Source organism: Butyricimonas sp. Marseille-P2440 (genome assembly GCF_900091675.1).
Lineage (GTDB): Bacteria > Bacteroidota > Bacteroidia > Bacteroidales > Marinifilaceae > Butyricimonas > Butyricimonas synergistica.
In genome coordinates, this window is the sequence record NZ_LT594610.1 from 1,569,312 (window position 1) to 1,583,813 (window position 14,502).

A 14,502-nucleotide genomic window follows, 5' to 3' on the forward strand; every position below is an offset into this window, starting at 1 on the left:
GATTTTAATGTTTCTTACTCTTGGCAGACAACTCCGCGAACACGCTATCCATCGAGCTCTTCTCCGCACGGATCTCAAGCAACTGCCAGTTACGGGCAACGCTCGTCTCCACGATCTTCAGGATCGCCTCGCGAGAATCCGAGAAACTCACCCGGTAATTCATCCCACCCGTGTTCTCCGCATCAACCACGCCCGGAAGTACCTTCAACTCTTCCACTGACGGCATCGAAGCCAACGTCACGAAAATCGTGCTCGGGACAATATAATTGTCAAATTCCTCCACCGTACCCGAGAAAACGACCTGCCCCTCCTCGATCATGCGGATGTAATCACACGTCGCCTGCACTTCCGACAGGATATGTGTCGAGAGAATCACGGTCCGGTCTTCCCCGATCTCCTTGATCAAATGACGGATCTCGATGATCTGGTTCGGGTCCAAGCCATTCGTCGGCTCGTCCAATACCACGAAAGCGGGGTTATGGATGATCGCCTGCGCGATCCCCACCCGTTGCTGGTAACCTCCCGACAGGTTGCGAATCAAACGCCGGCGGAAATGGCTTACCCCGCAACGCTCCATCACCTCCTTCACGGAACGCCCTACATCTCCCTCCGGGATACGGCGGATATTCGCCGTGAACGTCAAAAACTCCTCCACCGTCAAATCACCGTACAACGGCGGCTTTTGCGGCAAAAAACCAATATGACGCTTCGCTTCCACCGGATCGGCACGCATACTCACTCCCTTGATATAAACTTCTCCCTCCGTCTGTTTCAACACACCGCACATGATATTCATCGTGGTCGACTTGCCCGCACCGTTTGAACCCAATAAACCATATATCCCATTCTCCGTGATCTCGAAATTTATATCCCGAATAGCCCATTGAACACTGTAACGATGTGACAAATGTTCCACTCTTACAATTGATTTTTCCATAAAGTATTGTTTTGAATAAATATTTATTACATTTTCTTTTCCACGTTTATAGAATACCCGAAAATAAAAATGGTACTATCCTTGCCCCCTAAAAAAAACACCCGGCTATCCTTTGCAGATACCCGGGTGTTTTACATTTAGTCCTCGTCTTAGTTCATTTCCAAAGCCCTCGCTAACTGATCGGGGCAAGAAGTCGTTTTCTTTCCGCAACAAATACCTCGCAAACGACGAATAGCTTCTTCTCTACGCATCCCCTTCAACAACGCCGCCACCCCCTGGGTATTTCCAGCACACCCCTTGGTGAACTTCACTTCCGCAATAACATCATCTTCCAAAACAATACGAATCTCCTTCGAACAAACTTCAGACGACGGGATGTAAGTAATCTCTTTTCTCTCCATAGTTCCATTAAATTTTATCCTCGTTTCACAAGTGGCAATTCAAACACCGCCCCATCATAACACAGATCTGTATTTGGAAAAATCTCACGGGCTTGTTCCAACAAAGGTGTCGGATCCGGGTATCGGGAGGAAAAATGTCCCAGCAGGAGGTGCTTTACCCCGGCAAGTACAGCCATTCGCGCCGCTTGTCCCGCGGTACTATGAAAAGTTTCTTTCGCGAGCTTCTCGAACTCGTTACCATATGTAGACTCATGGTAAAGCAAATCCACACCCTCCACGTATTCGGCAAAAGACTCCCTGAAAAGCGTGTCCGTCATATAAGCATATGAACGAGGGGCAGCCGGAGCCGTGGTTAAGCGGCAATTTTCAATCACCTCCCCATCAGGGGTAATAAAATCTTCTCCTTTTTTCAACCGATACATAAAAGCCACGGGCACCCGAAAAGCATCCGTCATCTCCCGCTTGATATTTCTTTCCCGTTCTTTCTCGGCGAATAAAAATCCCGTCACGGGAGCCTCGTAGCGATGTTTCAAAGGGAAAGCACGCACGGTCAAAGCATGATCTTCATAAATTAAAGCCGGTTCCCGTTCCAAGTGATGAAAAATCAAAGGATAATTCAAGCGGGTATTCATCACCTTTAACTGAAATTCGATAATCTCCTGCAAACGCTTGTCGGAATAAACGTGTAACTCGTTTTTCCGGTCTTGCATCGAGAAACTGGACAACAAACCGATCAGACCAAAAAAATGATCCCCGTGCAGGTGGGAAATAAAAATATGATTGATTTTATTATACGGCACCTTGAAACGCCGCAATTGCTGCTGGGTACCTTCCCCGCAGTCGATAAGAAAGTACCGCTCAAGTACATTAAGTACCTGAGCGGCAGCATTTCTTTGAAGAGTGGGCACGGCGGAACCGCACCCTAATATGGTTAGCTCAAACTTCACTAATTATTATTCTTTTTCTTTAGCTTCCATTTGGTCTTTCAAAGCAGCCAACTCGGTGATGTCACCCAGAGTAGTTTTCTCTAGTTTTTCTTTCACTTTCTTCACTGCTTTTTTAGTTGCGTTAGCCTCATCTTTCTTCTTCGCATTATCGGTAGCTTTTTGCTCGTCTTCGAAAATACGAGAGTGAGAAAGAATGATTCTCTTGGCTCCCTTGTTGAATTCGATCACCTTGAACGGTAATTTCTCGTCAACCTTAGCTTGTGAACCGTCTTCTTTTACCAAGTGGCGAGGAGTAGCAAATCCTTCTACACCGTAAGGCAATGCGATAACGGCACCCTTGTCGAAGATTTCGGTAATCGTACCTTCATGGATTGAATCAACCGTGAAGATCGTTTCGAATACATCCCAAGGATTCTCTTCCAATTGTTTGTGACCTAAGCTCAATCTTCTATTATCCTTGTCTATTTCAAGAACAACTACATCGATATCTGCACCGATTTGGGTAAATTCTGCCGGGTGTTTCACTTTCTTCGTCCAAGACAAGTCAGAGATGTGGATCAAACCGTCAACACCTTCCTCGATCTCAACGAATACTCCAAAGTTCGTGAAGTTACGCACGATAGCTTTATGTTTCGTGCCAACAGCGTATTTCTCCTCGATATTTTGCCACGGGTCATTCTTCAATTGTTTGATACCCAAAGACATCTTTCTTTCGTCACGATCCAAGGTAAGTACAACAGCCTCAACCTCGTCACCCACCTTCATGAAGTCTTGAGCGGAACGCAAGTGTTGTGACCATGACATCTCTGAAACGTGAATCAATCCTTCTACGCCCGGAGCGATCTCAACGAAAGCACCGTAATCAGCCATAACAACCACTTTACCTTTCACGCGGTCACCCACTTTCAAGTCTGCGCTCAAAGCATCCCACGGGTGCGGAGTCAATTGTTTCAAACCAAGAGCGATACGTTTCTTCTCGTCATCGAAGTCAAGAATAACAACGTTCAACTTCTGGTCTAACTCTACAATCTCGTTCGGGTGATTTACGCGACCCCAAGAAAGGTCGGTAATATGGATCAATCCGTCTACGCCGCCCAAGTCGATGAACACTCCGTAAGAAGTGATATTCTTAACAGTACCTTCAAGTACCTGTCCTTTTTCAAGTTTGGAGATGATGTCTTTCTTCTGTTGTTCCAGCTCAGCCTCGATAAGAGCCTTGTGAGATACAACAACGTTTTTGAACTCTTGGTTGATTTTAACCACCTTGAATTCCATCGTCTTCCCAACATAAATATCATAATCACGAATCGGCTTAACATCGATCTGAGAACCCGGCAAGAATGCTTCGATACCGAATACGTCTACGATCATACCGCCCTTCGTGCGACATTTAACAAATCCTTTGATAATCTCGTCGTTTTCCAACGCTGCATTAACACGATCCCAGCTACGCAAAGCTCTTGCTTTCTTGTGAGAAAGAGTCAACTGACCTTTTTTGTCTTCTTGAGTCTCAACGTAAACTTCTACTTTATCTCCCACTTTCAATTCCGGATCGTAACGGAATTCGTTCAATGAAATGATACCATCTGACTTGTAACCGATGTTTACAACGACTTCTCTCTTGTTCATTGAGATAACAGTACCTTCAACAACTTCTTTCTCTACCACGGATGAAAGAGTTTCGGCATACCTGTTCACTAATTCTTCTTTTTCAGATGCGGGGATTACATCATCATTTGCATAGGCTTCCCAATCGAAATTGTCATCAGCCTCAGCGCTTGTGGTTGCTACCGGAGCAACTTTCTTGGTTTCTTCTTGTGCAAGTTCCACTTGCTTTTGTTCTTCTGTCATAATAATAAATGCTTATCCTCTAATAAATTAGACATTATATTTTTCAAATACGGGCGCAAAAATACGAATAAATATTAACTTGGCAAACAAAACTCGCTGAAAAATAACACAATATCTCAATATCTGAATTTCCCAGCCATAAACCAAAAGTACATCCCGCAACACCCCTTTGCCAACTAAATCATCTGAATGCCCCGGTTTATTATCTGAATGTCCGGAAAAATTATCTGAATGAAACTTGTTCAATTAAAACAAATCACATACCTTTGAGTCGGACTGAACATTTTTGTTCAATCCATTGAACATTTTATACGAACAGATTGAACATTTGGGAAAATGGAATATAAAAGAGCACCATTCACGGAAATACTTCACCGTATTAATGAACCGCGCGGCAAAATGCAAGTTATCGTTGGTCCCCGTCAAGTTGGGAAATCCACGCTAATTGGTCAAATTCTAGAAGAATGTACCATCCCCTTTGACAGTTATTCAGCTGATGATGTCACCGGAGTATCCGCCGATTGGCTTGCCCAAGCGTGGGAATCACAAAGAATGAAAATGTTCGCACGGGGAGAATCGAAAAGGCTCATGGTCATAGACGAAATACAGAAAATCAAAAACTGGAGTGAAACCGTTAAAGCGGAATGGGATCGTGACACGAGGGAGAAACGGGAACTGGTTATCGTATTGCTTGGTTCCTCTAGAATGCTCATAGAAAAAGGGTTGACCGAATCTCTTGCCGGGAGATTCGAACTCATACGCCTTGCTCATTGGACCTATGCCGAAATGAAAGACTGTTTCGGTTGGTCATTACAACAATATGTCTATTTTGGTGGTTATCCCGGTGCCGCACAATTCATCAATAACGAAAACCGCTGGAGAAACTACGTGAAAGATTCTTTAATTGAACCTTCCATATCCAAAGACATTCTGATGGACACGAAAATCATGAAGCCACAACTTTTGCGGCAACTATTCGAACTGGGAAGTAGCTATAGTGGCGAACTTTTATCTTTGACTAAAATCGCGGCTCAATTACAGGATACCGGAAATGTCACCACCCTTGCGGGGTATCTTCATTTACTTGATGAATGTGGTCTTCTATGTGGTTTACAGAAATTCGCGGAGGACGATGCCAGAAAATATAATTCCGTTCCTAAATTTCAGGTACACAATAATGCACTCCGTAACGTCTATGTAGATGACGACTTTTCCGAAGTGATTGAAGATCCTAAATTATGGGGTAGATATATTGAATCTGCCATAGGCGCATACCTTGTCAGTCAAGCACAAATGAATGATTATAAAGTATATTATTGGAGAGATCATAAAGACGAAGTCGACTTTATCCTCGTCCGGCGAAAGAAAAAAATAGCCATAGAAGTTAAAAGCGGAAGAAGAACTACAAATCAAGGAATATCCGTCTTCACGAAAATGTATAAACCGTACAAAGCTTTAGTTATCGGTTTCGGAGGACTATCGTTTGAAGAATTTCTTTCCATGGATATTGACCTGCTTTTCAAATAAAGGCCAACCTGAAGTGCCCCCCAAAAGTTTTGTGTCTAACTTTTGGGGGGCACTTCACATCCCGACAAACACATTGATCAACCATTTGCCACAATATCAAAAACACGTTTCAAAGGAATATTATTTTGAAATAATCTCTACAAAATTTGAGATCACGTACTCCACCTCATCATCACTCAAACAAGTGTGCAGCGGAAGCGTCACTTCGTTACAATATTGATTGTAAGCGTTCGGAAAATCTTTAATATCAAACCCCAAGTTCTTGTACGCTGTCATCATCGGCAAAGGTTTATAATGCACGTTACAAGCCACCCCACGCTCCGCCATCTCCATGATAACCTGATTCCGGAAAGCGCTATCTTTCCCCAGCAAACGCACCATGTAAAGGTGACCGCAGGAAGAATGGTCATCTCCATAATGATCAAGCACCTGCACATTGCATTCCCCCAGAACTTCATTATAACGATTCACGATTTGACGACGACGATAAAGCAATTCCGGGTAACGCTTCAGCTGCGACAACCCTATCGCAGCCATGACATCCGTCATGTTGCATTTAAAATTCGGTGCGACAATATCGTACTCCCACGCTCCCAACCGTGTTTTAGCCAAAGCATCTTTACTTTGCCCGTGCAACGACAACAATTGAAACTGCTTGTACAACCATTCATTATCAACACCCTCCACCGAACGCCACGTCAAGGCTCCTCCTTCCGCCGTGGTCAGGTTCTTCACCGCGTGAAACGAGAACGACGTGAAATCGGCAATCTCACCACACATTTTCCCGTACCGCTTCGCCCCAAAAGCATGGGCAGCATCGGCAAGAACAACAACCCGCCCGAATGCCTTCTGTATATCATTTGCCGGAGAAAACAATCGTCTTTTACTCTCCACACCCTTAAATATCCTGTCATAATCACATACCACACCACCCAAATCCACCGGGATAACCACTTTTGTCCTTTCCGTGACAGCCTCCGCCAACCTATCGTAATCCATCTCGAACGAACCGGGAGCCGTATCCACCATCACCACCCTTGCCCCCACGTGACAAACCACGCTGGCAGTAGCCGTGTACGTGTACGAGGGAACGATCACCTCGTCTCCCGGACCCACGCCCAAAACACGAAGTATCAATTCCATGCAAGCCGTGGCAGAATTCAAACAAACTGCCTTACTCGTTTGGCAACACATCGCTATCAAATGTTCAAACTCCTTGGTCCTCGGTCCCGTCGTTATCCAACCGGAACGAAGTGCCTCACAAACTTCTATAATCTCCGCCTCCGTCATATCCGGGGGAGAAAAAGGAATATTTTTCATACAAGTAGTAATATTATGATGTAAACACATGATATTTACCGTCTGATACAATTATGTACCGATTTTTATTTTATCGTTTTTTAATAAATCTCGCGGGATTTCCAGCCCAAACCTCATTATCTGGTATGTCTTTCGTTACAACAGAAGACGCTCCTACTATTGAATTTTTACCAATTGTCACAGAATTACATATAACTGTATGACAACCGATAAAAGCATTTTCTTTTATATGGAGTTTCCCCAATCGAAACTTGTGCTGATATTTACTCCCTTCTGTATCTAATTTATTTGTGTCCAAATAATGAGTCAACAACACGCATCCCGTAGTTATCCAAACTCCCCTTTCTATCGTGATTAGTTCTGGATGATTGGTATCAAAAACAACATGTTCACCAATAAAAATATTATCTGACGGGGCATCAATACGTCCCCCCCCATTTTCAGACACTTAGCACGATTTTTCCCTTTCATCGGCAATCTGGCAAAATGGATGAACAGTAAATTTTTCAAACGTTTTATCTTCATCTCATTTTCTGAATTATCATGAATCCTTTAAAAATTCACTTCTATTTTCTGTAAGTTTTAATCCCTCCTGAAAACATCCCTTGTGTACACTTTATTTTGCACATCATCAAGAACCGCATCATAACGATTGGCTATAATTGAATCACACATACTCTTGAACCGCCCCAAATCGTTAATCACTTCACTACCGAAAAAGGTTGAACCATTTTCTAAAGCAGGCTCATATATAACAACTCTTGCGCCCTTGGCTTTCACTCGCTTCATAACACCTTGTATAGAACTTTGACGGAAATTATCCGAATTACTTTTCATTGTAAGACGATACACTCCTATTGTACAGATACGCTCTCTATTAACATCATATTCAACACCCTTATTATAATCATAATACCCAGCAAGTTGCAATACCCTATCGGCTATATAATCCTTTCTGGTACTATTACTGTCAACAATGGCTCGAATCAAATTCTGAGGCACATGCTCGTAGTTCGCAAGAAGTTGTTTCGTGTCCTTCGGTAAACAATACCCTCCATAACCAAATGAAGGATTGTTATAGTGCTCTCCTATCCTCGGATCTAAACAAACGCCATTAATTATCTCTTCCGTATCCAATGCCTTCATTTCCGCATACGTGTCCAATTCATTAAAGAACGACACACGCAATGCCAAATAAGTATTGGCAAATAACTTCACCGCCTCTGCCTCTGTAAATCCCATAAATAAGGTGGAAACATCCTGCTTCAATGCCCCATCCTGCAGCAAGAGAGCGAAACGATGAGCCGCATCTTCCAAACGTACATCACCCAATTTTGTACCGACAATTATCCTGCTGGGATATAGATTATCATATAACGCCTTGCTTTCTCTAAGAAATTCAGGACTGAACAAAATATTATCACAATTATATTTTGCTCTCACGTATTCAGTATATCCTACCGGTACTGTAGATTTGATAACCATAATTACCTTAGGGTTGATACGCATAACAGACTCAATCACGTTTTCAACAGCAGATGTATCGAAAAAGTTTTTAGACGGATCATAATTGGTTGGAGCCGCTATCACAACAAACTCCGCATCCTTATACGCTTCTTCCACATTCAAAGTCGCTTTCAGATTTAATGCTTTTTCTGAAAGATATTTTTCAATATACTCATCTTGAATAGGAGAAACACGCTTATTTATCATCTCGACTTTCTCCGGCAATATATCTACTGCCGTAACTTCATTATGCTGCGACAACAATGTCGCTATTGACAGACCTACATAGCCTGTACCTGCCACTGCTATTTTCATATATGATTTTTCCTTTTTTAAAACAAATCTGTCATTTGCAAAGAATTTTATTGTACAAACATTCTATCTTTCTGGCAACTTTATCTGGTGCATACTTATTTATAATGCTCTCGCTTATAATTTCAGGATTGTATTCATTATAATGTCCGTACATATATTGCATCGCCTCAACCAACTGTTCCTCACTATTCAAATCTATCAACAAACCATTGAAATGCTCCACGAATTCTTCAGGTCCTCCGCACTTGGTTGCAATGACAGGCAAACCAGACGCCATAGCTTCTATATATACTACACCGAAAATTTCAGAATTGGGCGGTAACACGAAAACATTAGAGGCATGTAACTTGTCCACAATCTCCTCCCTCCTCAAATTGCCGGTCATCTCTACACTATTTTCTATACCTAATCCCACTATTAAATCTTTCAACTCCTGCTTTTTCGGTCCGTCCCCAACAATAATCAAGTATTTATTTTCAATTTTCGACTTTGAAAATGCTTTCAACAATAAATCCAAACACTTTCTTTCGATAAGCGAACCGATCGATATAAAAACAAAACGTGCCTGATTTTTATCCGAACCACATAGTCCGGCAATATTAAATTTGGAAACATCAACCATATTCGGAATGACAGTACTTTCTATCCCGAAATGCTTCCTGATATTTGTCTTCAAACTGTTAGACACGGTAATAAGCGCATCCAATTTAGGATATACATTTTTAGCATAAAATCTGACAGGATTCAAAATATCATTTTTACCGACAAAACTCCAATGCTCGGTTCCGACACACGGTACTTTATATATTTCTTTTAACTTCAAAGCTATCGGCATAGTGTATAAAAAGTGTGCATGTATGATATCCGGTTTGCCGTGATTACGGAGAATAATCTTGGACAGGAATTTCGTCACCTGTACGATGTAGAAATAACCCAATCTATACATAGTCTTTATAGGCATCGGTAACAAACAGTAATTATAGACATCAATCCCATCGACAACCCTATGATTAATACCTATATGCCTATCTCTCGCTTTAAGGCGTCTATCCACACTCAATACTATCACTTTATGACCTAACGCCTGTAACGCTCTTGCCTGATCCGCTTCAAAATTCCCGTTCAACACATCTTGCGTGGAAGGGAAACCACGGGAAATAAGTAAAACTAGCATTTTAATTTTAATTTTTGAGAAATTCCTATAAAAAAATTAGCCCTGTATTTTAATCCTAAATTAATGCCTTCCCAAACAGCCCCTATGCCATAAGGACATAAATGTTTAATAAAAGGGAGAATTGAATATTGGTATTTTTTCTTTCCATATCTCCTAAGCAATTGATTTTTGCGAAGATGCACTTCTAATCTAATCAATATAGCCTCTTTCGAATTATGTGTCATAAGACTTCCTTGTTTTTCCGTAACACAATAAAACGGTCGGATATCTGCATGAATTTCTTTTGCAATAAGCGCAACCTTAGTAGAAAACATTGTATCGTTATAATAGTGCGTCTCATCGAACACAATATTATTTGAAAAAACTACAGAACTTCTAATCATCTTTCCCCATGGAACGTCATGACGAAATTTAAGAATTTCCTTTGTTTCATTGGAAGATTCATCATATTTCTCAATATATCTATGATTGAATTTATATCTGTCATTTTTCTCAAACGTTACACTATCGACACTTGTGATTCCGAAATAAACAATGTCGTATTTTGATAATAGATATTCATCGCACAATTCAAATGCAAAAGGCAAAAAGAAATCATCGGAATCGGCAAATATCAGCCACTTCCCTTTGGCTGTCCTAAGTCCTTCATTTCTGGCTCCTCCAGCACCCCTGTTTTCCGATAAAAAAATCATTGAAAATTCTGCAGAAACAAATGACGGCAGTTGTTTGAATTCATCTTCATCCAAATTACTGTTATCATCTATTACTAATACCTGTATATCATTTCTGTCTGGGATGGATAAAAGTAATCTGCACAAAGTATTGACCGACCTGTAATGAGGTATTATAATAGTATAATTAATCATTTTTCAATAAATTGGGAAATAAGTATGTTTTTGGTTACAAACATTAAAAATATAAATATATATATGAATGTATTTATGTAAACTTCAAACTGGGACATTAATAAAAAAATGATTGACACTGTTATTAATAATCTTTTCTGATATTTATTTTGAACAGACAAGATTTTTTTTATTCCCCCATACACAAACACGGCAAATATCAACAATCCTATTATACCACCTTGTAATAGCATTTGCAAAACTATATTATGAGTGTGTACCGCATTACTTAACAAATGCTGAAACCACTCTTTATCACATACACCGTAACCGATTATAGGGCTATGGATTATTTGAAATTCGGCATATCTCCATATGTTCGTTCTATGGGAAAATGTCATATCTTTTCCCAACCCTTCTACGAAATTACTTACAAGAGGTATGTCAAGAACCGAGAATGTCGGTATGACAAATGTAAAAAAGAAAAAAACTATCCCTACTATTAACGACAGGTTCTCAATTTTCAGCAAACGCTCGTTTTTAATGAATATTACCGTCAATAATAACAATAAAATAGATACTGTAGCCGTTGCAGACCCCTCCAAAGCAACTGATGCAAAACAAACTGAAAGTAATAAAATCAAACTTCTAATCCTACCAGTTCGGAAATACATTATTGTGTGTAAAAAAATAGCAGGCATAAATACTGCTGCAAATTGATTATAGTTCGTTGATATAAGATATATATATTCTCCTTTGAACGAACCAATTAACGACGGAAAAAATAACAATTGAAAAAAATTTGCATAGATTATGAAAGAAAATACCGATGATAAAATCTTCGTCGCTTTTTCCGTGTGATTAGGCATATACAATGAAAAAAGATAACGGACTGCAAGGGCTTTCATCACGAAAGGAATTTGTGTAATCCAACTATGTTTGTTTAATATGGAAGAATATACCAACCAGAACAACAATAACAACAGAAAAAAATCGAATTTGGAAAAAAACTTTCTCCTATATTTCAAACATCTTACGATATGCGCTGATAAACTTACTATAAAAATCACTTTCGACAGTATGCTAAACAACTCGAAAGTAAACGGGAATTTATACTGGAATTGAAAACAAGCACTTCCTATTACTATAAAAAAAGCGAACCACAATAACAAATCAAGAAATAACGGACTTCTATACACATTAATTTTTTTCATAAAACATAATTATTTTTTATGCTTTAAAATTATCTTCAGTACGATTTCATTAATCTTTTTCTTTTCGTTTTTTTCCATGGAAAATAAATAAACGGCAACAACAAACAGTACCGCAGAACTTACAAATGTTAATAGGAAACGATATTCTATATCTATATAATTCACAAAGAGATAACATATCGTAACACACAACATTACAGGTAGAATAACCATCTTGACCACCTGGTTGTAATACTTGCGGACATCAAAACCATTATACTTATACAGTACCGGAAGTCTTATGACCGCTGAAAATACCTCCGCTCCAACAAAACAAAGTGCCACGGTATAGAGTGGAGCTTTATTATATAGAAAAAGTATTGAAGTCGGTATGACCAACAACTTGGGCGTACTGGTTATCAATGTATATTTTTTTATATTCCCTATCGCCTGTTTTGCCGCACCTAATCCATCGGTCAACTGATTAAATAATGCAGCAGACATAATCATAATAGCGAAAAAAGCAGAATGTTCCGGTACTTTTTTTAACCATATATTAAGCAATGCATCGATTTCAAACATAATCGGAATCGACACAGCGGCAAGCAATAAAAAAGAATATTTGCATTGGATTCTTGCCAAATGCCATACACGTTCACGGTTATCCGACCCTTCAGATTTCACCAATTGCGGATTGATGGCATTACCCAAAGAAGAACTTACAAAATTTATAGCGCCAGAAACCTGTAACCCGACACCGTACGCAGCATTTAGAAGTGTTCCGAAAAACTTATTAAGCACAATTGCCAGCCCTTGAGTTCTTCCCACTATACACATAGAATGGTACACAATCCAACCCGTAAATCCGAAAATTTCTTTTATATATTTAAAATCGAACAAACTGATTTTAGGAAATTTACATTCTTCATATTTAATAAAGCAGAATAAAGCGAAAGCTACAAAATTAAACATACTTATAGCAGACATAATCCAACCGTAAGTCACTAATTTGTCATAGTTCACAAATAATAAACCGACAGCCAACACCAATTTCAATATCCCATCCAAAACTTCAATGACGGATATATACACGATATTTTCATACGATACCAGTAAAGCCTTGAACGGTGCAGCAAGTAACGAGAACATCAACATAAACAGAACCTGCTGATATACAATTTTTGCCGCACCGATTCTCTCCTGCGAGATATTAAGAAACCCGTTGAAAAGCAATGGCTCAATAACCTCCAATACTGCAACCAAAAGTATTCCGATAAACAAATGCAGTATTAAACTATTATTAAATACATGCCCCACTGTTTTCGGATTACCTTTGCCTTGATGATAAGAAACAAATCTCTGAGTCGAAGCCATCAAAGCATTGGTTAAAAACGACAGCATTGACACGACTCCGGCAACAAGCGAATACGTTCCGAAATCGTTTTCCCCTAAAGCAGACAAAACGATTCTGGAAGACCATAACGACAACAATACATTTAATATTGTCCTCGTGTATTGTGCAGCTGTGTTTACAATTATTCTACTGGATGATTTCATGAGCACAGATAAAACAAAAGCTATCTTCGCTTGGTAAGATTCTTGTCTATGTACGAACCCAACAATAATAAAGCATCCTCTGTATATTCAGTATCTTTTCCTGCCGCATTAGTCAACGTGAGTTCCCCGATATACACCTTGTTATTGACTTCGTATAAATCTATTCTTATTTGCGGAAAACCCTTTGACAACTTCCAGCATATCTCTAACTGTTGTTCCAAACACATCGGTTTTTTCACATCTGCTTTCAAGTTTTTTTTCCTCATGAATTCATCATGAGAATTCCATTCTGTATCGTATATTTGATAGTTGAATTTATGTGAACCAGAATAATCACGATTGGATAGGACTTGGGCTAATTTAGGTTCCCCGTTGAAACAAAACCATTTGTAGTCTATCAAAGATGTTCCATCCGGATTTTCCAATAATTCCTCGGCAACAATACATTTAGGAATTTTTACATAATGAGATTCGGCAGTTTCGTAACCGAAAGTAGTTTTAAGCCATTTTTCAGCCGTTTTGATGATTTCTTTACGATCTATCTTGCTTTTATCTTTTACTAAAATAACCTGCCCACATCCGTTATTCGGTTTTAAGACGAATTTTTCCGGTAATTTATCAAAATCAATCTGCTCAGCATGATAATATACTCCATACAACATGGGAAGATTCTCTCCGAATCCGTTTTCTGTAACCCATTCCCGCATTCTATACTTATCCGCCAATATTGACCATAATGATGTATCGGTATTGAACTCTAACCAACAAACCCATTCATTGAAAGACTTTGGATTTTTCCAATTCAATTTTTTCCCGAATGTTCTGTAATATAAATAAGAACACAGTGCTTTAGGATAAACACGTCCTAATACATTCCGAAAACTTTTACTTATCTTTTTTCTCAAATTAAACCTTGCCATCATTTTTAT

Annotated in this window: 13 protein-coding genes; 1 reads left to right on the forward strand and 12 read right to left on the reverse strand. The window is 39.6% G+C overall.

Features of this window, described 5'->3' with window-relative positions:
• Window positions 1-4: 4 nt before the first annotated feature.
• From BN8899_RS17605 to rpsA, 4 genes are all read right to left on the reverse strand, one after another.
• Window positions 5-937: an ABC transporter ATP-binding protein gene (locus BN8899_RS17605; protein ID WP_065220361.1), complete on the reverse strand. Its 933-nt coding sequence runs from the start codon at window positions 935-937 to the stop codon at window positions 5-7.
• A 149-nt stretch (window positions 938-1,086) separates the two neighbouring features.
• The gene (locus BN8899_RS17610; RefSeq protein ID WP_065220362.1) at window positions 1,087-1,338 is read right to left on the reverse strand and encodes a TIGR03905 family TSCPD domain-containing protein; all 252 of its coding nucleotides are present in this window, start codon (window positions 1,336-1,338) and stop codon (window positions 1,087-1,089) included.
• A 14-nt stretch (window positions 1,339-1,352) separates the two neighbouring features.
• The gene (locus BN8899_RS17615) at window positions 1,353-2,285 is read right to left on the reverse strand and encodes a ribonuclease Z (RefSeq protein WP_065220363.1); all 933 of its coding nucleotides are present in this window, start codon (window positions 2,283-2,285) and stop codon (window positions 1,353-1,355) included.
• Between the two features lie 6 nt (window positions 2,286-2,291).
• Window positions 2,292-4,136, reverse strand: coding sequence for a 30S ribosomal protein S1 (rpsA, locus tag BN8899_RS17620; RefSeq protein ID WP_065220364.1), 1,845 nt, complete (start codon window positions 4,134-4,136; stop codon window positions 2,292-2,294).
• Between the two features lie 336 nt (window positions 4,137-4,472).
• Between rpsA and BN8899_RS17625 the strand changes: the two genes are divergently transcribed.
• Entirely contained in the window at window positions 4,473-5,663 is a 1,191-nt protein-coding gene (locus BN8899_RS17625; RefSeq protein WP_065220365.1) for an ATP-binding protein, read from the forward strand.
• A gap of 120 nt (window positions 5,664-5,783) precedes the next feature.
• Here BN8899_RS17625 and BN8899_RS17630 read toward each other — a convergent pair whose 3' ends face one another.
• The 8 genes from BN8899_RS17630 to BN8899_RS17660 form a co-directional block, all read right to left on the reverse strand.
• Window positions 5,784-6,983, reverse strand: coding sequence for a DegT/DnrJ/EryC1/StrS family aminotransferase (locus BN8899_RS17630; protein ID WP_065220366.1), 1,200 nt, complete (start codon window positions 6,981-6,983; stop codon window positions 5,784-5,786).
• 70 nt (window positions 6,984-7,053) lie between these two features.
• Window positions 7,054-7,431: an acyltransferase gene (locus tag BN8899_RS21315; RefSeq protein ID WP_148375515.1), complete on the reverse strand. Its 378-nt coding sequence runs from the start codon at window positions 7,429-7,431 to the stop codon at window positions 7,054-7,056.
• A gap of 134 nt (window positions 7,432-7,565) precedes the next feature.
• Window positions 7,566-8,804, reverse strand: a complete 1,239-nt coding sequence (locus BN8899_RS17635; RefSeq protein ID WP_065220367.1) for a nucleotide sugar dehydrogenase — start codon at window positions 8,802-8,804, stop codon at window positions 7,566-7,568.
• 31 nt (window positions 8,805-8,835) lie between these two features.
• Entirely contained in the window at window positions 8,836-9,978 is a 1,143-nt protein-coding gene (locus BN8899_RS17640; protein WP_065220368.1) for a glycosyltransferase, read from the reverse strand.
• Window positions 9,972-10,844 (reverse strand): glycosyltransferase family 2 protein, encoded by an 873-nt coding sequence (locus BN8899_RS17645; RefSeq protein WP_065220369.1) that lies wholly within the window; start codon window positions 10,842-10,844, stop codon window positions 9,972-9,974. The genes BN8899_RS17640 and BN8899_RS17645 overlap by 7 nt, the downstream gene beginning before the upstream one ends.
• Entirely contained in the window at window positions 10,841-12,037 is a 1,197-nt protein-coding gene (locus BN8899_RS21385) for an O-antigen ligase family protein (protein ID WP_065220370.1), read from the reverse strand. Before BN8899_RS21385 ends, BN8899_RS17645 begins: the two co-directional genes overlap by 4 nt.
• 9 nt (window positions 12,038-12,046) lie before the next feature.
• Window positions 12,047-13,573, reverse strand: coding sequence for a lipopolysaccharide biosynthesis protein (locus BN8899_RS17655; protein ID WP_082987116.1), 1,527 nt, complete (start codon window positions 13,571-13,573; stop codon window positions 12,047-12,049).
• 20 nt (window positions 13,574-13,593) lie between these two features.
• The gene (locus BN8899_RS17660; RefSeq protein ID WP_082987117.1) at window positions 13,594-14,496 is read right to left on the reverse strand and encodes an ATP-grasp fold amidoligase family protein; all 903 of its coding nucleotides are present in this window, start codon (window positions 14,494-14,496) and stop codon (window positions 13,594-13,596) included.
• Window positions 14,497-14,502 lie beyond the last annotated feature (6 nt).